Raw genomic sequence first — 20,582 nt, 5'->3', positions numbered from 1 at the left:
GGCGGTCACGCGCGGTCCGCCGTGTCCGCCGTGTCCGGCCGGATCGTGACGTGGTCGGGCTCCAGCGCCAGGCGGACCCGCCGGGTCAGGGCGAGCGCCTCCCGGAAGTCGCGGGGCACCTGGACCCGGCCGGCGCGGTCCATCACGGCGTACTCCTCGGCGATGACGTGGGTGTCGCCCTCGGCGTCTGTGGTGGCGCGGCGCAGCACCTCGCTGCTGGTCCGGCCGTCACGGATGGCCACGGTCCGCTCGACCTGGCCGCTCACCGCCGGGTCGTGCGTCACCACCACCACGGTGACCCCGAAGCGCTGGTTGACGTCCCGCAGCGCGCCGAACACCTCGGCCGACGTCGCCGTGTCCAGCTCGCCGGTCGGCTCGTCGGCCAGCAGGACCCGCGGCTGGTTCGCCAACGCCACGGCGATCGCGACGCGCATCTGCTGCCCGCCGGACAGCTGGGCGGGGCGCCGGTCGGCGCAGTCGGCGACGCCGAGGGCGGCCAGCAGCTCGGCGGCGCGGTCCCGGCGGGCCTTGGCCGGCGTCCGGGCCGTCGTCATCGGCAGGTCCACCATCTGCCGGGCGGTCAGGTACGGCACCAGGTTGCTGGCCGTCTGCTGGCGCACGAACCCCACCGTGTGCCGCCGGTAGCGGACCCGGTCGGCCCGCCCCATCGCCAGCAGGTTCCACCGGTCGACCCTGGCCCGCCCGGCCGTCGGGGCGTCGATCCCGGCGAGGATGGACAGCAGCGTCGACTTGCCCGAGCCGGACGCGCCCACGACGGCGACCATCTCCCCGCTGTCCACGGCCAGGTCGAGTCCCTGCAGCGCCTGTACCTCGACCGAACCCGTCTGGTAGATGCGCACGAGGCTCTCGCACACGATCAGCGCATCACGGCCGAACTCGGGCGCCCGCGCCGGCGGCTGCGGCAACGACAACGACGTGCTCGACATGCCCCTCCTCGACGCTCCCCGTGGGTGTTCGAGAATGCCACACCAATCGACATTTCCCAGAATTTTCGAAACGTTTCTGGAGATGGTCGGGCCCGGGAGGCGTCCGCTCGGCGTGGTGCCGGCGGTGGTCGTGGTGCTCGCGCCGAACACCGCTCGCACCAGCGGCCGTCCGGCCCGTCAGGAGCAGTCGAACCGGTGGTCGAACGGCCGCTCGGGGCAGGCCGAGCACACGAACAGGTAGATGCCTCCGGCGTCGCCGAGCGTCAGGCCCGCCGGGTTCTGGATGCGCCGCCATGGATGGTCGTCAGGGGCGGCGAAGCCCCATCCGGCCATCGCCGCGCGGTCCTCCAGCGGAATCCAGCGTTTCTCGTCGCCCCGGCTGAACTCCCAGGTGGCCACGGTGAGGAGGTGCTCCAGCCGGGCGCCGCAGCCGCAGACCGGCCAGTCCGGCACCTGGGTCCAGCCGGGATAGCCGCCCACCTTCGTGCCGGACGCGACCGACAGGTCCGTGTCGTACCGCCAACCGGTCTCCCGTTCGACCGTGGCGATGTCGTCGCGGACCTGTGTCCGGAGCGCCTCGGTGGACCCCTGCGCCGGGGCCGTGGGCCGCGACCCGCTCGGGCGGCGGTAGCGTCGGCGCATGCGGTGGAAACTCGGACGCCCCGACATCGGCCGGTATCGGGACCGCTTCGACGTGCCGGTCGCGGGCGGGTCCGGGCTGAGCGTGACGTTCCTCGGCGTGTCCACGCTGCTGATCGACGACGGGTCGGCGGCGGTGATGACCGACGGGTTCTTCAGCCGGTACCCGCTGCGCAGGCTCCTGCTCGGCAGGATCCGGCCGTCGGCGGCGTCGGTCGAGGCGGCCCTCGCCCGGGCCGGGGTGGCGCGGCTGGCGGCGGTCCTGCCGGTGCACACGCACTTCGACCACGTGCTCGACGCGGCGCTGGTCGCCGACCGCACCGGTGCCGTGCTGGTCGGCGGGGAGTCGACGGCGAACGTCGGGCGGGGGCACGGCCTGGCCGACGACCGGATCAGGGTGGTGACGCCGGGGCGGCCCGACACGTACGGCGCGTTCACCGTGACCCACCTGGCCTCCGAGCACTGCCCGCCGGACCGGTTCCCGGGCGCGATCACCGCGCCGGTGGTGCCGCCGGTGCGGGTGGGTGCCTACCGGTGCGGCGAGGCGTGGTCCATCCTGCTGCGGCACGCCACCGGCCGGAGCGCGCTCGTGCAGGGCAGCGCCGGCTTCGTCCCCGGACTGCTGCGGGGGCACCGGGCCGACGTGGCGTACCTCGGCGTCGGCCAGCTCGGCGTGCGGCCCGAGGCGTACCTGCGCGCCTACTGGGACGAGACGGTGCGTGCCGTGGGTGCCCGGCGGGTCGTGCTGACCCACTGGGACGACTTCTTCCGCCCCCTCGACCGGCCGCTGCGAGCCCTGCCCTACCTCGGCGACGACCTCGACGCCAGCATGCGGATCCTCGACGGGCTCGCCGCGGCGGACGGGGTACGGCTGCACTTCCCGACCGTGTGGCGGCGCGAGGATCCCTGGCACGGCCTGCCGGCTGGCGGGTAGGCGCCGCGTAGCCGCAGATCGAGCGCTCGGGTCGTAGTTCAGGCCGGCCAGTTCGCACGCGTCGTCTGGGTGGGCGCGTGCGATGAAGTCTCTCAAGGGTTGGGGATCGCCGTGCTTGGCCAGGGAAGTGGCGATCGATCGGGCGTCTGGCCACGTCGGTGACCAGCCGTGGAACGTCGCTGGGAATGTCGATCGTCGCGTCGAGCTGAGCCAGTCGGCTGTTCTGCCGGTGGGGTCGAGGCTGGCGAGGAAGCATGCTTGCCGGTGCAGCAGCATGTTGGTCGAGTCGCGCCGGCCGGTTCGGTCTGCGATGACGTGCAGATTGTCGAAGAACGCTCGTGCCTCAGTGGATTCCAGCGACGGCGCGGATGGCGCCGGACCTCGTCTGTGAGCCGACCGATGGTGGCCTCGGAGACGGGCCGGCTCCGGGTCTGTCGACTTGCAGGTCCTAACCACGTTGATCGAGGGTCTTCCATCCTTTGCGGAGGATGATCTAACATCTTCGGCCGTGAGGCGTGGTGAACAGCCGCCGTGGATCGTGCCGGACGGCTGTGGCAGCGCATCGAACCGCTGCTGCCCAAACCCGTACCCCGCGATCCACGACGTCCCGGACGCAAGCGGATCCCTGACCGGCAGGTGCTGTCCGGGATCCCGTTCGTGCTGCACACCGGCATCCAGTGGGAGTTCCTGCCGCAGGAGCTGGGGTTCGGGTCCGGGATGACGTGCTGGCGACGCCTCGAAGAGTGGAACCGGCCCGGGGTCTGGAAGCAGCTGCACGAGCTGTTGCTCGCGGAGCTGCACGCCGCGGGGAAGCTGGACTGGTCCAGAGCGGTCATCGACTCCTCCCACGTCCGCGCTGCTCGTCGCGGCCCAGAAGCGACCGAGCCCGGTCGACCGCGCCCGAGCGGGCTCCAAGCACCACGTCCTGACCGAGGGTGCCGGCATCCCCCTCGCCTTCGACAAGTACCGCAAGACCGTCCGCCACAAAGGCATCCACCCACGGATCGCCCGCCGCGGCGCACCGCACGGCTCCGGCCTCGGCGTCTACCGGTGGATGATCGAGCGGACCATCGCCTGGTACCACGGCATGAAACGGCTCCGCATCCACTGGGAACGCCGCGACGACATCCACGAAGCCTTCCTTGGCCTCGCCACCTGCATCATCACCTACCGACACGTCAGACGACCTTGTCAGGACCTCTAATTACGCCGCCGATGTCAGCCGCCGCCCCAACGGACAAGGAGACCCGAGCCGATGAAACCCACTGATCGGTGGAAACAGTTGCTCGACGAACGACTCCAGGAAGCTGTCACGGTGCTCGGGCAAACCCCGGGCCTCCACGGGCTCATCGTCGCCGGCAGCGTCGGACGCGGCGAGCCCTGGCCCATGTCCGACATCGACCTGCTCCCCATCTACGACGACGCCACCGATCCAGAAGAATCCGCCGCCCAACTCGACCAGCGACGCGCTGCCCTCGTGGACTGGTGGACGGGATCCGGCCGCGCCCAAGCCCTCGACATCGGCCGGCTGGCCTTCACCACCACCGAGATCCGCGACGCGATCACCGCCGGACCAGACCACGCAGTCAGCCGCATCACCGAACCGCGCTGGTTCCACGGCATCGACAAGGCATACGGCGGCTACGCCGCCGACCCCCAGGACGAACTCGGCCACGGGTTCGCCGAATGGATACGAACCGTCCGCTTCCACCCCGCGGTCGTCGCCGCCCGCATCAACATCTGGCAGCAACAAGCCACCCAGGCCCTCGCCGAAGCGACCCGAACCCACACCGACGACCCCGCCAACGCCACACACCAACTGCGCGTCTCCGCCCGCGCGCTACGCATGGTCCTTCTCGAGCGATGGGGCGAACGACTCGGCTCCCTCGGCCGTGAGTGGACCCGATTCGAGCGCATGGCAGAACATCACGGCCAACAGGCCCTCGCCGCCCGGATCGCCGTCCTGGCGTCCGCCGACCCAGCCAGCGCAGAGCAACGCGCCCGATCCGCCCCGGCCTGGTTACAAGAACGAATCGACCTGTCCTACACCGCCCGCATCGCAGTCGGCGAAGACGTCAGCTGGGCCCAGAACGCCCGCGACCAGATCGCCGCCTTCACCGACCTCGTCTCCCGACGGCCCCACTTCCGTGGACCCTGGATCGCCACGCCCGACCCCGCCCTCAACGCTCACCTAGCCGAACTCCGCGAGGTGATCACTCAACATTGCTGACCCGCACCAAGGCGGCCGGGAGGTATTCGGGCAGTTCTCATCTCCGACGTCGCCAGAGGTGAGTCGCGAGCTTCGTGCCGCGACCGGCGCCGTACCCATTGCCGCACGCCGTCAGCCCAGCCGCGCACGCATCGTCGGCGGCGGCCGGCTGACGCCGATTCCCGTCGCCGCCGACTCGGCCGACGACTACACCAACGGTCGGCGTGCCCGGCACGCCTCCGATCGCAGTCCGCTGAGCAGTGGAACCAGGCCCTCCCTACAACGCGGACAAATCGGTGCACATCCCCGGGCAGGATGTCTGGAGGACAACATGTCCCCCCGGTCACCTGCGTCCGGGGCCCCCGGACACAGCTGTGTCCGACAAACGTCCATAACGTCAATGAACTGTCCTCGCGCGCGCGAGGCTTGCGGGCGCCGTGCGGTGCTGCCGCTTCCTCGACGCCTGATGCGTCACTGCGCACCGGCTGCCTGCAGCAGCCAGCGCAGGGCTGCGCCGGTTGCGGGCGGGTCAGCTCGGCGGGGCCTCGCCGGTGACCATGAACACGACCTGGTGACCGGCGTTGACGGCGTGGTCGGCGTACCGCTCGTAGTAGCGGCAGATGAGCGTCAGGTCCACCGCGGCCTGCACGCCGTGCGTCCACTCGCTGAACAGCACGCCGAACATGTCGCGGTGCAGGGTGTCGACGATGTCGTCGTCGCGCTCCATGCGCGCCGCGGCGTCCGGATCGTCCGTTTCAAGGGCGCGGGTCACGGTCCAGGCCAGCTCCTCGGCGACCTCGCCCATCCGCTGCACGGCGGGCCGGATCTCGGCGGGGACCACCGGCACGGGGTGCCGCAGGACGACGATCTTGGCGATGTGGTCGGCCAGCGCCGACATCCGCTCGAGGTCGCCGACGACGTGCAGGCCGGCCAGGGCCAGGCGCAGGTCCGTGGCGACGGGCTGCTGCCGGACCAGTAGCTGGAGGATCAGCTCCTCGACGTGGGCCTTGGTGGCCTTCATCTCCGCGGCCGCGGCGGACACCTGCTGGGCGGCGTCAAGGTCCTGGTGGAGCAGGCTCTGGGTGGCCCACCTGATGGAGGAGGTGACCGACGCCGCCGTCACGACGAGCTGTCCGCGCAGCTCGTCCAGCTGTTTGGCGAACCATGCCCGCACCCGCACCCTCCCGAAGGCCGGCCGGTGTGCCCGGCGTCCAGCGTCAACGCTGCCCAGCGTACGGCACGTGGCAGACTGTCCCGGGTTCGTCCGTGACGGGCCGGAGGCCGCGGCCGGCGACGGTATCGCCGGTTCGCCCGGCTGGTGGCATCTCTTGCGATTCGCCAACGGTGTCCGGTTAGACGATCGCGCCCGTCTGTTCACTTTTCGTTCATTCGGCGTCGCGGACCCGTCAACCACCCCCTCTTACGTTCAGTGCGTCGGGTCGGCTGGCCGGACGAAACCAAAAACGAGAGGTAATTCTGAGGTGACTCGCAACGTGCTCTCACGGCGCGTCTTCGCCGGTGCCGCTGCCCTCGCGGTCGCCGCGCTTGTGCTCGCCGGCTGTGGTGACAGTGGCGACGATAGTGACACCCCGGGCGCCGGCTCCAGCAGCGGTGCGGCTGGTTCTGACTACTCGAAGCTGACGGGCGAGCTGAAGGCCTCGGGTGCGAGCTTCCCCAACGCCTTCTACCAGAAGTCGCTGGACGAGTTCGAGAAGGTCGCTCCGGACCTGGCCATCACCTACAACTCGACGGGTTCCGGCACCGGCAAGAAGGAGTTCGGCGCGGGCCTGACCGACTTCGCCGGCTCCGACTCCCTCGTCAAGGACGGCGACGGGCCGAAGGCGGGCGAGTTCCTGTACATCCCGACCGTCGCCGCGCCGATCACGGTGTCGTACAACCTGCCGGGCGTCGCCGACCTCAAGCTCAGCGGCGAGGTCCTCGTCAAGATCTTCCAGCGGGACATCAAGACCTGGGACGACGCCGCGATCAAGGCGGACAACCCGACCGCGACGCTGCCGGCCAAGCCGATCGTCGTGGCGCACCGCTCGGACGGCTCGGGCACGACCAACAACTTCACCAAGTACCTGGCGAAGGTCGGCGGCGCGGCGTGGAAGCTCGGCGCCGGTGACACCGTGGCCTGGCCGGCGGACACCCAGGGTGGCGACAAGAACACCGGTGTCGCGCAGATCATCAAGCAGAGCGAAGGCGCGATCGGCTACGTCGACCTGTCCGACGCCACCGCCAGCAACCTGGTCTTCGCGTCCATCAAGAACAAGGACGGCAAGTTCGTCAAGGCGTCGCTCGCCGGTGCGACCGCCGCGCTCGCCGGCGCCACGGTCAAGGACGACCTGACCTACGACCCGCTGGACGCCGCTGGTGCGGAGACCTACCCGATCACCGCGCCGACCTACATCCTGGCCAAGACCAAGTACGACGCGGCCAAGGGCAAGAACGTCAAGGGCTTCCTGAAGTGGCTGCTCACCGACGGCCAGAAGCTCGCCGAGGGCGTCAACTTCGCGAAGCTCCCGGACACGCTGCAGACCAAGGCGCTCGCGCAGGTCGAGAAGATCCAGGCCGCATAGCTCATCTGGTCGGGTCCGGTTGACATGGCCTCCAGCGACGAAGGTCGCTGGGGGCCTGTTGGCCGCCCCGTATGAACCGTTACCGGGAGTCCTGACTTGACGACCCAGACCACCCGCCCGACCGCCTCACGCCTGACGGCGAAGGGGTCCGGCGCGACCACCGATCGCGCATTCTCCGGGTTGACCCTCGGCACCGGCCTGCTGGTGCTCGCCATCCTGGCACTGATCCTCATCACCACGGCCAAGGAGGCGTGGCCGGCGCTCGATTACGCCGGTCTCGGCTTCATCACCGAAAAGTCGTGGATTCCCGTCGACATCAACGGCGCGGGCCCGGTCTACGGCGCGCTGTCGTTCCTGTACGGCACCGCGATCGTGTCGCTGATCGCGCTGCTGTTCGCCGTGCCGACGTCCATCGGCATCGCGCTGTTCCTCACCGAGCTGGCACCGCGGCGGCTGCGCTCGACGGTCGTCACCGTCATCGACCTGCTGGCCTCGGTGCCGTCGGTCGTGTTCGGTCTGTGGGGCATCGTGGTGGTCGGCCCCGCCCTGGTGAAGGTGTACGACGGCATCCACGGCGCGGTCAGCGGCATCCCGGTGCTGCGCTCGATCTTCGGCGTGCCGGTCTCCTCCGGCCGGGGGTTCATGACCGCCGGCATCATCGTCGCGATCATGATCGTCCCGATCATCACCTCGATCACCCGTGAGGTGTTCGCCACCGTCCCGGACGCCGACAAGCAGGCCGCGTACGCCCTCGGCGCCACCCGGTGGGAGATGATCCGCGGCGCGGTCTTCCCGCACAGCTTCGGCGGCATGGTCGGCGCCATCATGCTCGGCCTCGGCCGGGCGATGGGCGAGACGATCGCCGTGGCGCTGACGGTCGGCGCCGCCACCCAGATCACCCCGAACGTGTTCGCCTCCGGCAACACGCTCGCGTCGGTGATCGCCCTGAACTTCGGTGACCCCGGCGTGCCGCCCGGACGATCGGCCCTGATCGCCCTGGGCGTGCTGCTGTTCGTGATCACCGTACTGATCAACTACGCCGCCGAGATCACCGTCCGGCGCGCCGAGATCCGGATGAGGGGAGCGGCGAAATGACCACCGTCGCCGAACCGGGGGCCCGGCAGGCCCCGGCGCTCGACCTGAGCCGCGGGGCGCTGTCCAAGCGCCGTCGCATCGTCGACACCGTGGCGAAGGGCGGGATCTGGTTCGCCGTCGCGCTCGCCGTCATCCCGATCGCCCTGGTGATGTACTACGTGATCGCCAAGGGCGCGAGCGTCATCGACTACGACTTCCTCACCGGCCGGCTGCCGCGCCAGCTGGCGAACCCGGGCGGCGGCATCGGCCCGGCGATCGCCGGCACGCTGCTGATGACCGGCGTCGCCTCGCTGATCGCGATCCCGCTGGGCGTGCTCGGCGCGATCTACCTCAACGAGTACGGCAAGCAGAACGCCCTCGCCCGCACCATCCGCGTCATGGCGAACGTCATGACGGGTGTGCCGTCGGTGGTCATGGGCCTGTTCATCTACACCGCGGTCGTGCTGTCGACCGAGCAGAGCGGTCTGGCCGGCGCCCTGGCGCTCGCCTGCCTCATGCTCCCGGTCGTCATCCGCTCCAGCGAGGAGATGCTCCGGCTGGTGCCCGACGAGCTGCGGCAGGCGAGCCTCGCCCTCGGGGCCCGCAAGTGGCGCACCATCCTCACGGTGGTCCTGCCCGCCGCGATCTCCGGCATCGCCAGCGGCTCGCTGCTGGCGGTCGCCCGTGCCGCCGGTGAGACGGCGCCGATCGTGCTGGTCGTCGGCCTGACCAACCGGATCAACTGGAGCCTGGACGGCAGCAACACCGCGCTGCCGGTCCAGATCTACCGCAACGCCACCGAACCGTTCCAGGCCGCCACCGACCGTGCCTGGGGAGCCGCGCTCACACTGGTGGTGCTCGTCCTGGCGTTCACCCTGCTCGGCCGTCTGGTCGCCAGCCGCTTCGCCATCAAAGAACGCTGAGTCCCATCCGTACCCAGGCCAACACCCCGACGCGTAACTCTGAGGTGAATACCATGACGGCACCCAACCAGCAGCGCCCGACGGTGCACATCGCCGGGCAGTCCGGCGCGCACCCGACCCCGGGAGGGGACTTCTCCGGGGGCGCCGGCACCCCGCTGATGGAGCTGAACAACGTCAGCGTCTTCTACGGTGACTACGAGGCCGTCCGGGGCACCTCGCTGCCCGTGCGGCAGAACCAGATCACCGCGATGATCGGCCCCTCCGGCTGCGGCAAGTCCACCATCCTGCGCTCGCTGAACCGGATGAACGACCTCGTGCCCGGCGCCCGCGTGACCGGCAGGATCACGTACCTGGGCCAGGACATCTACGCCCGCGACGTCGACCCGATCCAGGTGCGGCGCAACATCGGCATGGTGTTCCAGAAGCCGAACCCGTTCCCGAAGTCGATCTACGACAATGTCGCGTACGGCATCCGGATCAACGGGATCAAGGGCAACCTCGACGACATGGTCGAGGAGGCGCTCACCGGCGCCGCGCTGTGGGACGAGGTCAAGAGCAAGCTCAAGACCAGCGGCATGGCCCTGTCCGGCGGTCAGCAGCAGCGGCTGTGCATCGCCCGGACCATCGCCGTCAAGCCCGACGTGATCCTGATGGACGAGCCCTGCTCGGCCCTCGACCCGATCGCCACCAGCCGGATCGAAGACCTCATGCAGGAGCTCAGCTCGACGTACACGATCGTGATCGTCACCCACAACATGCAGCAGGCGGCGCGCGTCAGCCACTACACGGCCTTCTTCACCGCCGAGGTGGACGAGAAGCAGGTCCGGCACGGCCGGCTGGTCGAGTTCAGCGAGACGGCGAAGATCTTCACCAGCCCGACGGACAAGCGCACCGAGGACTACATCACCGGCCGGTTCGGCTAGGCCGGCAAGGAACTTCATGCATGCACGGGGAACCGGTGATGGGTGGCGGTCCCGTTTCGTCCTGCTCGTCGCTGATCCGACGCTGGATCCCGGCGGCGCGCTTGCGGCTGAACTGACCCAGCTGCAGGTCGACGTCACCGTGTGCCGGGATCCAGTCGAGGCACTGGTGCTGGCGGGGACGATGCGGCCGGACGCCGTCGTCGTCGCCGCGGATCCGGGCCCGATCACCAGCACGAGCTTCGTGCGGGCCGTTTCCGAGCACGCCGGCATCCCGACGCTCGTCGGCATCGGCCAGGACGAGGGTGAGCACGCCGGGGCCGCGCTGATGGCCGGCGCCCGGGCGTGCGTCGCCCGGCCGTACCGGCTGCCGGAGCTGATCCCGATCCTGCGGTCGATCCGGCCCGAGCTCATCGGCGCGCTCGAACCCGTCCTGGAGTGCGGCGGGCTCCGGCTGGATCCGTCGACCCTGGAGGTGACGCTGCACGGTCAGGCGATCCGCCTGCCGATGCAGGAGTACCGCCTCCTGCGGTTCTTCATGATCCACGCCGACCGGGTCGTGACCAGGGAGCAGCTCTACGACAACGTGTGGGGCGCGGCGGTGCACGACGCGTCGAACACGCTGACCGTGCACATCAAGCGGCTCCGGCTGCGGCTCGGCGACGATCATCGCGAGCCGCAGATCATCGTCACCGTCCGTGGGCTGGGCTACCGCCTGATCCCCCCGCCGGTCGAGTCCGGCGCGGCAGCGGTCGCCGACACCGTCGGCTGATCGCCGGCCCGCGCGGGCGAGCTGATCCGGAACCGGTGGAACGTCAGGCCGGCCACCTCGGCCGTGCCGTCGGGCCGGAACCCGAGCCGTCGCACGGCGGCGGCGGTGCCCCTGCTGGGCGGCAGCAGCACGGTCACCGCGTCGAGGCCGAGCGGGCCGAACGCCTCGGCCAGGACCCGCTCGGCGATCGCCCGCCCGTGGCCCCAGTACGCCGGTCGCAGCACGAGCGCCAGGTCGGCGTCGTCGCCCTCGGGCTGCAGGCCGCCCCAGCCGGCGAACACGCCGTCGACCAGGAAGGCCCACGGGCCGTAGCCGCGCTCCGTCCACATGGCTTCCTTGTCGGCCACCCAGGCGGCGCAGTCCTCGGCGCCGAAGCCGCTGGTGGCCAGCGGCATGTGCCGGCGGACCCGGGCGTCGTTCATGAGCCCGATCAGGTCGGCGGGGTCGACCTGCGTCAGCCTGGCCAGGGTCAGCATGCCGCGACCCTATCGGCCCGCCGTGCGCACGGCGCCCGCGATGACGACCTCCAGACAGTCGCGGAACAGGTCGTCCACCGTCTGGCCCGGTTGGAAGTACTCGGCGATCGCGGCCACCACCGTCGGGTGCCGCTCGGTGAAGGTGGCCATGTCGAAGTGCTGCAGTGCGTCCGCGTCCGGGCGGGGGGCCTGCTCCTCCAGGACGTGACCGACGGTGAAGCGCTCGACGGTCAGCACGATCACGCGGGCCTGCCGCAGCGGGATGCCGCGTGACACCAGGGCGCTCATCGCCAGCTCGGAGATCGCCGCCATGGTGACGGACAGCTGCGCGGCGGAGACGACCCGGGCACCGTCCGGGTGGGCGAGCAGCGCCCGGCGCAGCCGTCCGGCCAGGCCGCCCAGCCAGTCCTGCCACCGCTCGTGCGGCGCGGGCGGGGCCATGTCGCCGAACTCCTGGTCGAGGATCGCGTCGGCGATCGCGGTGACCAGCGCCGCCTTGTTGGGCACGTGCCAGTAGAGCGTCGGCGACTGTACGCCGAGCCGCGCGGCGAGCTTGCGGGTCGTCACGCCGTCGAGCCCTTCGGCGTCCAGCAGGGCGACCGCCTCCGCGACGATCCGCTGCCGATCGAGCGCCAATTCGACACCTCCCACGGACACTCTATCAGTGCTAGAGTCTCTCTATCACTGATAGAGAGCGGAGTTGACCATGACCACCAAGCACTCACTGCGCGGCCTGCTGCACCGGGCGACCCACCGCATGCCCGGGGTCCCCGCGCACGCCGAGCGGCCGGCCGGACACCACGGCCGCTCGCACCCGCCCGCCGGCGTCACGCAGCACCCGTCGCCGGGCCACGGGCGCAACCACTCGCCCGCCCACCCGCCCCGCTTCCTGCCGGCCTGGCAGCGCCGCGTCGCGGCGTTCTTCGGCCGAGGGTTGCGATGAAGGCGGCGGTGCTGCACGAGATCGGTGGCGTCCCTCGCTACGAGGACTTCCCCGATCCGGTGGCCGGCGACGACGAGGTGATCATCGAGGTGAAGGCGGTCGCGGTCGAGCACGTCGACCGGCGCATCGCGGCCGGCACGCACTACGCCGGCCGGCAGTACACCGCACAGCTCCCGGCGATCCCCGCCTTCGACGGCGTCGGCGCACTGCCCGACGGCACCCTCGTCGGGTTCGGCAACCCACGCCCGCCCTACGGCGCGCTCGCCGAGAGGACCGTGGTCCCCGAGGGGGCGTACCTGCCGATCGCCGAGGGGATCGACCCGGCGGTCGCGACCGTGCTCGGCACGGCGGTCACGGGCATGGCCATCAGGACCGCCGCCGGGTTCGTCGCCGGCGAGACCGTGCTCGTGCAGGGCGCCACCGGGGTCGCGGGACGGCTCGCGGTGCAGGTGGCCCGGCTGCTCGGCGCCGGGCGGATCGTCGCGACCGGCCGCGACGACGAGCAACTGCGCGCGGTGCGGGCGCTCGGCGCCGACACGGTGCTCAACACCGCCGTGCCGGACGACGCGCTGGCGCAGGCGTACCTCGAGGCCAAGGAGGACGGCTACGACGTCGTGCTGGACTACCTCTGGGGCCGGCCCACCGAGATCCTGCTGCGGTCACTGGTCCCGCGGACGTTCGCGTTCCCGAAACCGACCCGGCTGATCCAGGTCGGCGAGGCCGCCGGCGAGGCGCTCGTGCTGGCCGCGGAGAGCCTGCGCACCTCCGGGGTGGAGATCTGCGGCGCGGCCAGAGGGCTCGGCCCGCGCGCCATGCAGGAGGCGTACGGCCAGGTCGTGGCATGGGCGCGGACCGGCGAGCTGACCGTCGACGTCACGAAGGTCCCGCTGCGCGACATCGAGGCCGCCTGGCCACGCACCGATCTGCGGGGCAGCAGGCTCGTCGTCGTGCCGTGACCGGCGGCCGGCACCGTGGGTCGCGCCGGCGGCGTCAGATGAGGCCGTGGGCCAGCATCGCCTCCGCGACCCGGCGGAACCCGTCGATGTTGGCCCCGGCGACGTAGTCGCCCGGCATGCCGTACTCCTCGGCCGTGGCCCGGCAGCGGTCGTGGATGTCCCGCATGATCTCCCGCAGCCGCTGCTCGGAATGGGCGAACGTCCACGAGTCGCGGCTCGCGTTCTGCTGCATCTCCAGGGCGCTGGCGGCCACACCGCCGGCGTTGGCGGCCTTGCCGGGGGCGAACCGGACACCCGCCGCGGCGACGGCGGAGATCTCGTTCTGCGTCGCGCACGGCACCGCGACCTGGCACGGCACCTCCCACACCGGCCGGCCGGCCGTGAAGCGGGCGTGCGGGCGGGCCCGCACGTAGGCGTCGATGCGGGCCCGGCGGACCTCCTTGACGTCCTTGAGGGTCTCCACGTCGATGCCCTGCTCGTCGTGGACGTGGCCGGAGGAGTCGGAGCAGGCCACCACGGTGCCGCCGAGCTGGTGAACCTTCTCGATCGCGTAGATGGCCACGTTGCCGGAGCCGGACACCACCACCCGCTTGCCGTCGAAGCTGTCACCGGCCGCCCGCAGCATCTCCTCGGCGAACAACACCGCGCCGTAGCCGGTCGCCTCCCGCCGGACCTGCGCACCGCCGTAGCTGTGGCCCTTGCCGGTCAGCCCGCCGGACTCGTAGCGGTTCGTGATGCGTTTGTACTGCCCGAACAGGTACCCGATCTCGCGTCCGCCGACGCCGATGTCACCGGCGGGAACGTCGGTGTACTCACCGATGTGCCGGTACAGCTCGGTCATGAACGACTGGCAGAAGCGCATCACCTCCCGGTCGGAGCGACCCTTCGGGTCGAAGTCCGAACCGCCCTTGCCACCGCCGATCGGCATGCCGGTGAGCGCGTTCTTGAACAGCTGCTCGAAGCCCAGGAACTTCACGATGCCGAGGTACACCGACGGGTGGAACCGCAGCCCGCCCTTGTACGGGCCGAGGGCGCTGTTGAACTCCACCCGGAAGCCGCGGTTGATGTGCACCTCACCGCGGTCGTCCTCCCACGGCACCCGGAAGATGATCTGCCGCTGCTGGCGGCGTCGTCGCACGAGGGTGATGTTCGCCGCACCGCCCCTGGTGGCGGCGCCGCCGGGACCGCGCGACCGGGTATTCGGCGGCTATCTGCCGGGGACGGGGACCCACACGCTACGGTGTCACCGCCGCCGTATGTGGCGGCGTGACGACGACCGGACGGCGATGCGGCACTGGTGGATGGAAATGCCGTGAGGATCTCAACGCGGACAGCACTGCTCGTCGTGACGGGCAACGCCGTCGTCATGGGCGCCGCCGGGGTCACCGCGCCGATCGGGTGGCTGCTGGTGCCGGGCATCGCCGGGATGGCGTCCCGGCCGCGGATCGCCGCGTTGATGTCCGGCTGGGCGGGTGCGCTGATCCTGCTGTCGGTGGCGTTGCCGATCGTCCCGGGCCACCGCGGCGACCGCGGGTCGCTGACCGCGTCGGCGATCTGCCTGGCGGTCGTGCCCCTGCTGTCGTGGCAGCGGCTGACCCGGCTGCTGCGGACACGGGCCACGGCGATGAGCATCATCGACGTGGCCGCCGGTGGGCGCCGACGGCGGGTGGTGCTGGCGATGTCGGGGGTGCCCGGTGAGGTCGCCGCCGTGGTGCACCTGCCCGGCGGTGGCGTATGGGCGATGGTCGGCCTGGTGATGGGGCAGGTGCCGGATCCGGGGCGGTGCGCGGAGTCCCTCACGCGCGGCTTCCGGCTGGCGGCGCGCAGCGGCCGCGTCGGGTTGCCGCAGCTGCCGGCGCTGTTCGCGCCGCTGGTGCGGCGCCTGGCTCCCGACGGCTACGTGGCGGCGACGTTCGTGCAGGTGGATCCGGCTGGGACCGTACAGGCGCTGCGGTGCGGCGGCCCGGAGATCTTCGCGCTGCACGGCACGGCGGACGAACCGGACCGGCGGGCAGCCGTGGTGGACGCCGGGCCGGGCGCGTTGCCGCTCGGCGCGGTGGCCGAGGCCCCGGTCACCCGGCTGTTGCCGGACGACGCCAGGATCGCGGTGGTGACGGCCGGGTACGTCCTGGCCCACCACGACGACTACCCCGGCGCGGTGGAGCACGCCCTGCGCTCGGCCGACGCCGACATCGCCGCGGTGTGGCTGCTGAGCGGTCCGATCGTTGGGCCAGGAAACACCGGCCTGACCGGCCCGGCGGTGGTGATCGACCGCGGCGCCGGCGAGCGGTGACCGCATCATGACCGGAGAGGAACTCAGCGATGTTGCCGCACTGGGTCCCTGACGGGGTCGACATCACCACGCCGAACGCGGCGCGGGTCTACGACTACGCGCTGGGCGGGTTCCACAACTTCGACGTGGACCGCCGGTTCCTGGAGGACGCCGAGCGGGCCTGGCCGGGCCTCGTCCAGCTGGCGCACGACAACCGCGCCTTCCTGGGCCGGGTGGTGCGCTGGCTCGCCGGCGCCGGGATCCGGCAGTTCCTGGACATCGGCTCGGGCATCCCGACCCTGGGCAACGTCCACCAGGTGGCGCAGTTCGCCGTGCCGGACGCGAGAGTCGTGTACGTCGACACCGACCCGGTGGCCGTCGCGCACAGCCGCCGGATCCTGACCGGCAACCGGTTCGCCACCGCCATCGAGGGTGACCTGCGGCGGCCGCAGGACATCCTCGGCCACCCCGAGGTGACCGGCCTGCTCGACTTCTCGGAGCCGGTCGCGGTGCTGATGGTGGCGGTGCTGCACTTCATCGGCGACGCCGACGACCCGGCCGGCATCCTGCGGCAGTTCGCCGACGCCACGGTGGCCGGCAGCTGCGTCGCGATCTCGCACTCGGTGCCGGCGGTCGACGCGGTCGGGCAGGAGTACGTGCGGCAGCTCTACGGGCGCACCCCGACCTCGCTGCACGTGCGGACCCCGGCGCAGATCGCGGGCCTGCTGTCCGGGTGGCAGATCCTGGAGCCCGGCCTGGTGCCGATCAGCGACTGGGACCCTGACCCGGAGGACGACGACGTGCCGGCCCAGTGGTCGGCGGTCGGTGGTGTGGCCCGCAGGACCTGAGCGCCGACCCGCGTCGCGTGCCGGCGCCGAACCGGCGGGTATTCATCCGTTCGATGGACGAGGGCTGGCACCCGCCGGCCGTCATGGTCCAGAATGCGAGCCTGGGGCCGTGGTCGGCTTCAGCTTCCCGACGGAACGGAAACGGCGCGCATGCCTCAGCCGACGGATCCAGTGCCGCCCGCCGGCGGTCGCCCGCGGTTCACGTCAGTCGGGCCACGCCGCGAGCGTCGCACGCGGTGACAGGATCCCCGCCTGAGTTCCCGGCCGACCCGCCGCTCACCGCCGACGCCCGGGTCAGCGCGTTCGCGGCGGTCTGGGAGCGCAGCCTGCCCAGGACGAACTTCATTCCCGGCGGCCGGGCCCGCCGCACCCAGATCCTCCGGACCCTCACCGGGCAGCTGCACGCCGCGGTGACCGGCCCCGTCGCCGATCCCCACGCCGGCTTCCGGGCCGGCGCCGAGCTCGTCCGCAACTGCCTGACCGACCCGCGGGTCATGGCGGCCAGCATGCGCGTCCTGCGGCAGCGGCTGCTGGCCGACCTCGGGCTCGTCGGACCGGCACCGCAGGATCGGCTCGCCGAACTGCTCGAGCAGCTCGCGCTCGGCTTCACCACCGCACTGCGGGACCAGGTCCGCGACGCGGCCGAGGGCATCGGCCGCGACGAGCGCGAGGCCTGGCGGGCCCATCAGCAGCACCTGCAACACCAGGTCCGGCAGGCCCTGCTGCGCGATCCGCTGACCGGCCTGCCGAACCGGGCGGCCCTCACCACCTACCTCGGCACGGTCATCGCCGGCAAGCCGTCCGCGCGCATCGGTGTCTGCGTGCTCAACGTCCAGCGGTTCGCCGCGATCAACGACACCTACGGCACCGTCACCGCCGACCGGCTCCTGCAGGACGCGGCGCGCCGACTGCGCAGCCTGGCCACCGCACGCTCCTACTACCTCGCCCACCTCGGCGGTGACACCTTCGCCGTCGTCGCCGAGGACACCACCGGACCCGACGACGCCGTCAAGGCCGCCGACGCGGCACTGCAGCTGCTCCAGCGCCCGCTGCGGGCCGGCGGGCAGCTGGTGTCCGTCACCGCCAGGGCCGGTATCGTGGAGCGCCCCGTCCGCGGCGGCCGCGCGGGCGACCTGCTGCGCGCCGCGTCGATGGCACTGAGCTGGGCACGGCAGGACCCGACCACCGCGTGGGCGCTGTTCGAGCCGGCCCGCGAAGCCCTCGACATCCGCCGCCACCAGCTCACCCACGCCCTGCCGGACGCCGTGCACCGCGACGAGCTCGTCATCGAGTACCAGCCGATCATCCGCCTGCGCGACAACACCGTCATCGGCATGCACGCCCTGCCGCGCTGGAACCATCCCACCATCGGCCCGGTGCCCGCCGGTGAGTTCCTCGACCTGGCCGAACGCGTCGGCGTCCTGATCCCGCTGAGCATCCAGCTGCTGCGCACGGCCTGCGCCCGGGCGGCGACCTGGCAGTCCGGCCCCGAGGCGCCGACGCTCAGCATCGACTGCGCCGTCACCCACCTGCGCGACCCCGGCATCGTCGCCGCCGTCATCGCGGCGCTGGACGCCGGCGGCCTGCCGCCGGACCGGCTGCAACTGGTCGTCGCGCAGGACGCCCTGCACGACCCCGGCGGCGACCTCGCCTTCACCCTCGACGGGCTGGCCCGCACCGGCATCAGCGTCGCCGTCAACAACACCGGCAGCCCCGCCAACCTCGCCGAGTCCCCGGTCAGCACCGTCGTGCTCGACCCGCGCCTCCTCGACGGCCTCGACGTCTACCTGCCGAACTACCTGGCCAGCAGCACGACGCTCGCGTGGCTCATCCAGCTGTTCCACGACCTGTCCCGCACCGTCACCGCGATCGACGTCAACCGGCGGGACCAGCTCGAGGCCCTCAACGACCTCGGCTGCGACAGCGCCCGCGGCGACTACCTCGCCCACCCGATGACCCCCGAGGCGGCCGACCGGCTGTTCAGCCCCGGCCCGGCGTGAGCCGTGCCCCGCGTCAGGAGCCGGCTCTGCGGACCAGCATGTACCCGTACGGGGGCTCCGCTCCCTCGGGCGGCGTGCTGCCCTGAAAGATCAACCCGAACCCGGCGGCGGCGAAGCGGTCCTCCATCTCCCGGGCCGAGAGCCAGTACCGGTCGAAGTCGACACCGAAGCGCTCGACCCGGCTGCCCGGAGCGTTGCGGTGCAGGGTGCCATCGCCGTGCTTGAAGGCCGCCACCAGGTATCCGCCCGGCCGCACCACCCGGGCCAGCTCGGCGAACGCCGTGACCCTGGCGTCCGGGGCCAGGTAGATCAGCGAGAACCAGCACACCACCCCGGCGAGCGACGCGTCCCCGAACGGCAGCGCGCGCAGGTCGGCGACCTCGTACGTGAAGCCGGGGTGCTCGCGCCGCGCGACCTCGACCATCCCCGGCGACAGATCCACGCCGCGCGGGGACAGGCCCCGGCCCGCCAGGTAGGGCAGCAGGCGTCCGGTGCCGCAGCCCACGTCCGCGACCTGCGTCCCCACGGCCAGCGTCAGCTCGGCGAACAGGTCGAGCACCGCCCGCTCGACCGGCATGCGCTCCAGCACCCCGACCAGGTTCTCGGCGTACCACTCGGACAGCACGTCGTGCGCGTGCCGCAGCTCCTCGGCCCTGGCGTCCATTCCCCGTCGATCCTTCCGTCGAGACCGTTGTGGCGGCGAATGTACCCCCGACCGCCCGAGGTGCCTCCGCGTCCCGTACGACCATCGATCAGGCCGGCCTCGCGGAGCGGGTGAACGTTGCAAGGGGCTTCGCCGGACTGGCTGGTAGTGTCCGCGGCGAGCCGGCACGGCTGGCACGACTGTCGATGCGTTGTGGGCCGGCGTGATCCAGGGATGTGGATGCACATGGTCACCGACGCGCGGCGGGTCGTCGAGGCGAAGCTGCCACACCTGCTGCTCTGCGTCCTGCTGCTGGGCATCGCCGACTCCATGATCGGGCCGTACCTGGTGCTGTTCGGCGCGGACCGCGCGGACCTGTCCCCGCTGCGGGTCGGGGTGTTCCTCTCCGTGATCGCGGTCAGCGGGCTGTGCGTCACGTCCTGGCTCGGTCGCCGGTACGACCGGGGGGCCGGCCGCTGGCCGGCGCTGCTCGCCGTGCTGGCGCCGGCCGCCGGGTACCTCGCGCTGAGCACGACCACCACGTACGCCCTGCTGCTGGTCATCGGGGCGGGACTGCTCGGCGCCGGCCTGGCGGCCTTCTCGCAGGTGTTCGCGTTGGCGCGGACCCACCTGGAGCGGGCCTCCGGCAGCGCGCCGGGGCGCGGCACGCTGGCGCTGCGGTCGGTGTTCTCGCTGGCCTGGGCGATCGGCCCGATCCTGGGCTCGGCGGCGCTGGCCTGGCGCGGGTACGGCGGCCTGCTGCTGCTCACGTCCCTGACGTTCGCGCTGGTCACGGCGCCGCTGCTGCTGCTGGGGCCGACACCGGTCACGTCCCGGGCCGCGGACCGGTCGGACCCGCCGACCCGGCCGCGTCGGCCGGTGCTGCTGGTGGCGGCGAGCTTCATGCTGTTCAACACCGCGATGTGCGCCGGCTCGGTCGCGCTGCCGTTGTACCTCACGCGGACCCTCGGCCGGCCCGACCAGGACGTGGAACTGCTCGCCAGCACCTGCGCGCTGGCGGAGATACCGGCGGCGCTGGGCCTGATCCTGCTGCCGGCCCGGGTCCGCCGGCAGTGGGTGATCCTGCTCGGCATGGTGCTGTTCGTGGTGTACTTCGCGCTGGTCCCGGCCACGTCCAGCATGCCGCTGCTGATCGCCGCCCAGGTGGCCCGCGGCCTGGCCATCGCCGCGGTCAACGCGCTGGGCATCACGTACATGCAGGACCTGATGCCCGAGGCGACCGGCCGCGCGACCGCCCTGTTCGCCAACGCGTTCATCGCCGCGTCGCTGGTCTCCGGCCTGGTCGCGGGCGCGACCGCGCAGGCCCTCGGATACCGGGCGGCGCTGCTGCTGTGCGCGGTGATCAGCGCCGCGGGCTGCCTGCTGCTGATCAGCGCCCGCCCGGCCCCGCCCGCGCTCACCGCCACCTGAGGCGCCCGCCCGG

20 protein-coding genes and 1 pseudogene are annotated in these 20,582 nt (G+C 71.8%); 14 read left to right on the top strand and 7 right to left on the bottom strand.

Translation table 11 applies throughout. The annotated features are described in order from the left end of the window. Window positions 1–5: 5 nt before the first annotated feature. Window positions 6–947, bottom strand: a complete 942-nt coding sequence (locus tag OP18_RS46235; protein ID WP_033366322.1) for an ABC transporter ATP-binding protein — start codon at window positions 945–947, stop codon at window positions 6–8. 177 nt (window positions 948–1,124) lie between these two features. Further along, on the bottom strand, window positions 1,125–1,589 hold the full coding sequence (locus OP18_RS46230) for a hypothetical protein (protein WP_052388361.1): 465 nt from the start codon (window positions 1,587–1,589) through the stop codon (window positions 1,125–1,127). On the opposite strand from OP18_RS46230, the gene OP18_RS46225 reads away from it, so the two are divergent. From OP18_RS46225 to OP18_RS46220, 3 genes and pseudogenes are all read left to right on the top strand, one after another. Then, a complete protein-coding gene (locus OP18_RS46225) occupies window positions 1,588–2,520 on the top strand; it encodes an MBL fold metallo-hydrolase (RefSeq protein WP_033366319.1) in 933 nt (310 codons plus the stop codon). The two genes, OP18_RS46230 and OP18_RS46225, sit on opposite strands and share 2 nt — an antisense overlap. A gap of 531 nt (window positions 2,521–3,051) precedes the next feature. Next, window positions 3,052–3,724: pseudogene (locus OP18_RS56310) on the top strand (IS5 family transposase). A gap of 51 nt (window positions 3,725–3,775) precedes the next feature. Next, window positions 3,776–4,750: a nucleotidyltransferase domain-containing protein gene (locus OP18_RS46220; RefSeq protein WP_033366316.1), complete on the top strand. Its 975-nt coding sequence runs from the start codon at window positions 3,776–3,778 to the stop codon at window positions 4,748–4,750. A 508-nt stretch (window positions 4,751–5,258) separates the two neighbouring features. Here OP18_RS46220 and phoU read toward each other — a convergent pair. Then, a complete protein-coding gene (gene phoU, locus OP18_RS46215; RefSeq protein ID WP_063745769.1) occupies window positions 5,259–5,903 on the bottom strand; it encodes a phosphate signaling complex protein PhoU in 645 nt (214 codons plus the stop codon). A 319-nt stretch (window positions 5,904–6,222) separates the two neighbouring features. Here phoU and pstS point away from each other — a divergent pair, with 319 nt between their 5' ends. The 5 genes from pstS (at window position 6,223) to OP18_RS46190 (ending at window position 11,000) form a co-directional block, all read left to right on the top strand. Next, window positions 6,223–7,311 carry a phosphate ABC transporter substrate-binding protein PstS gene (gene pstS / locus OP18_RS46210; protein WP_245635771.1) on the top strand — a complete coding sequence of 363 codons (1,089 nt, stop codon included), beginning with the start codon at window positions 6,223–6,225 and terminating at the stop codon, window positions 7,309–7,311. A 96-nt stretch (window positions 7,312–7,407) separates the two neighbouring features. Beyond that, a complete protein-coding gene (pstC, locus tag OP18_RS46205; RefSeq protein WP_033366310.1) occupies window positions 7,408–8,406 on the top strand; it encodes a phosphate ABC transporter permease subunit PstC in 999 nt (332 codons plus the stop codon). Next, on the top strand, window positions 8,403–9,308 hold the full coding sequence (gene pstA / locus OP18_RS46200; RefSeq protein ID WP_033366307.1) for a phosphate ABC transporter permease PstA: 906 nt from the start codon (window positions 8,403–8,405) through the stop codon (window positions 9,306–9,308). Before pstC ends, pstA begins: the two co-directional genes overlap by 4 nt. A gap of 53 nt (window positions 9,309–9,361) precedes the next feature. Further along, a complete protein-coding gene (gene pstB / locus OP18_RS46195) occupies window positions 9,362–10,231 on the top strand; it encodes a phosphate ABC transporter ATP-binding protein PstB (protein ID WP_033366304.1) in 870 nt (289 codons plus the stop codon). Between the two features lie 16 nt (window positions 10,232–10,247). After that, window positions 10,248–11,000, top strand: coding sequence for a response regulator transcription factor (locus OP18_RS46190; RefSeq protein ID WP_052388359.1), 753 nt, complete (start codon window positions 10,248–10,250; stop codon window positions 10,998–11,000). Here OP18_RS46190 and OP18_RS46185 read toward each other — a convergent pair. Both OP18_RS46185 and OP18_RS46180 read right to left on the bottom strand, forming a co-directional pair. Then, complete coding sequence (locus tag OP18_RS46185; RefSeq protein ID WP_063745768.1) at window positions 10,937–11,476, bottom strand: GNAT family N-acetyltransferase; 540 nt, start codon at window positions 11,474–11,476, stop codon at window positions 10,937–10,939. The two genes, OP18_RS46190 and OP18_RS46185, sit on opposite strands and share 64 nt — an antisense overlap. Before the next feature lie 9 nt (window positions 11,477–11,485). After that, window positions 11,486–12,112 (bottom strand): TetR/AcrR family transcriptional regulator C-terminal domain-containing protein, encoded by a 627-nt coding sequence (locus OP18_RS46180; RefSeq protein ID WP_033366301.1) that lies wholly within the window; start codon window positions 12,110–12,112, stop codon window positions 11,486–11,488. Between the two features lie 70 nt (window positions 12,113–12,182). On the opposite strand from OP18_RS46180, the gene OP18_RS46175 reads away from it, so the two are divergent. Together OP18_RS46175 and OP18_RS46170 are read left to right on the top strand one after the other, a co-directional pair. Further along, the gene (locus OP18_RS46175) at window positions 12,183–12,419 is read left to right on the top strand and encodes a hypothetical protein (protein WP_033366298.1); all 237 of its coding nucleotides are present in this window, start codon (window positions 12,183–12,185) and stop codon (window positions 12,417–12,419) included. Between the two features lie 8 nt (window positions 12,420–12,427). After that, window positions 12,428–13,375, top strand: a complete 948-nt coding sequence (locus OP18_RS46170) for a quinone oxidoreductase family protein (protein WP_245635770.1) — start codon at window positions 12,428–12,430, stop codon at window positions 13,373–13,375. Between the two features lie 34 nt (window positions 13,376–13,409). On the opposite strand, the gene OP18_RS46165 is transcribed toward OP18_RS46170, so the two are convergent. Next, window positions 13,410–14,513, bottom strand: coding sequence for a glutamate dehydrogenase (locus OP18_RS46165; protein WP_245635769.1), 1,104 nt, complete (start codon window positions 14,511–14,513; stop codon window positions 13,410–13,412). A 174-nt stretch (window positions 14,514–14,687) separates the two neighbouring features. On the opposite strand from OP18_RS46165, the gene OP18_RS46160 reads away from it, so the two are divergent. The 3 genes from OP18_RS46160 to OP18_RS46150 all read left to right on the top strand — a co-directional run bounded on the left by OP18_RS46160 (window position 14,688) and on the right by OP18_RS46150 (window position 18,495). Continuing rightward, entirely contained in the window at window positions 14,688–15,668 is a 981-nt protein-coding gene (locus tag OP18_RS46160) for a PP2C family serine/threonine-protein phosphatase (protein WP_156090264.1), read from the top strand. A 29-nt stretch (window positions 15,669–15,697) separates the two neighbouring features. After that, a complete protein-coding gene (locus OP18_RS46155; RefSeq protein WP_033366292.1) occupies window positions 15,698–16,495 on the top strand; it encodes an SAM-dependent methyltransferase in 798 nt (265 codons plus the stop codon). A gap of 236 nt (window positions 16,496–16,731) precedes the next feature. Beyond that, complete coding sequence (locus tag OP18_RS46150; protein WP_033366289.1) at window positions 16,732–18,495, top strand: bifunctional diguanylate cyclase/phosphodiesterase; 1,764 nt, start codon at window positions 16,732–16,734, stop codon at window positions 18,493–18,495. 13 nt (window positions 18,496–18,508) lie between these two features. Here OP18_RS46150 and OP18_RS46145 read toward each other — a convergent pair whose 3' ends face one another. Further along, window positions 18,509–19,159 carry a class I SAM-dependent DNA methyltransferase gene (locus OP18_RS46145; protein ID WP_033366286.1) on the bottom strand — a complete coding sequence of 217 codons (651 nt, stop codon included), beginning with the start codon at window positions 19,157–19,159 and terminating at the stop codon, window positions 18,509–18,511. 219 nt (window positions 19,160–19,378) lie between these two features. On the opposite strand from OP18_RS46145, the gene OP18_RS46140 reads away from it, so the two are divergent. After that, the gene (locus tag OP18_RS46140; protein ID WP_156090263.1) at window positions 19,379–20,569 is read left to right on the top strand and encodes an MFS transporter; all 1,191 of its coding nucleotides are present in this window, start codon (window positions 19,379–19,381) and stop codon (window positions 20,567–20,569) included. The last annotated feature ends 13 nt before the right edge of the window (window positions 20,570–20,582 follow it).

This window comes from Dactylosporangium aurantiacum (genome assembly GCF_000716715.1).
Lineage (GTDB): Bacteria > Actinomycetota > Actinomycetes > Mycobacteriales > Micromonosporaceae > Dactylosporangium > Dactylosporangium aurantiacum.
This window is presented reverse-complemented; position numbering and strand designations above follow the sequence as displayed.

What these genes read in the sequence shown, in the direction of transcription:
- OP18_RS46225 (WP_033366319.1), top strand. Translation starts at nt 1,588, where the DNA reads ATGCGGTGGAAACTCGGACGCCCCGACATCGGCCGGTATCGGGACCGC.
- OP18_RS46235 (WP_033366322.1), bottom strand. Translation starts at nt 947, where the DNA reads ATGTCGAGCACGTCGTTGTCGTTGCCGCAGCCGCCGGCGCGGGCGCCC.
- OP18_RS46140 (WP_156090263.1), top strand. Translation starts at nt 19,379, where the DNA reads ATGCACATGGTCACCGACGCGCGGCGGGTCGTCGAGGCGAAGCTGCCA.
- OP18_RS46175 (WP_033366298.1), top strand. Translation starts at nt 12,183, where the DNA reads ATGACCACCAAGCACTCACTGCGCGGCCTGCTGCACCGGGCGACCCAC.
- OP18_RS46220 (WP_033366316.1), top strand. Translation starts at nt 3,776, where the DNA reads ATGAAACCCACTGATCGGTGGAAACAGTTGCTCGACGAACGACTCCAG.
- OP18_RS46155 (WP_033366292.1), top strand. Translation starts at nt 15,698, where the DNA reads ATGTTGCCGCACTGGGTCCCTGACGGGGTCGACATCACCACGCCGAAC.
- OP18_RS46185 (WP_063745768.1), bottom strand. Translation starts at nt 11,476, where the DNA reads ATGCTGACCCTGGCCAGGCTGACGCAGGTCGACCCCGCCGACCTGATC.
- pstB (WP_033366304.1), top strand. Translation starts at nt 9,362, where the DNA reads ATGACGGCACCCAACCAGCAGCGCCCGACGGTGCACATCGCCGGGCAG.
- OP18_RS46230 (WP_052388361.1), bottom strand. Translation starts at nt 1,589, where the DNA reads ATGCGCCGACGCTACCGCCGCCCGAGCGGGTCGCGGCCCACGGCCCCG.
- OP18_RS46190 (WP_052388359.1), top strand. Translation starts at nt 10,248, where the DNA reads ATGCATGCACGGGGAACCGGTGATGGGTGGCGGTCCCGTTTCGTCCTG.
- pstA (WP_033366307.1), top strand. Translation starts at nt 8,403, where the DNA reads ATGACCACCGTCGCCGAACCGGGGGCCCGGCAGGCCCCGGCGCTCGAC.
- OP18_RS46145 (WP_033366286.1), bottom strand. Translation starts at nt 19,159, where the DNA reads ATGGACGCCAGGGCCGAGGAGCTGCGGCACGCGCACGACGTGCTGTCC.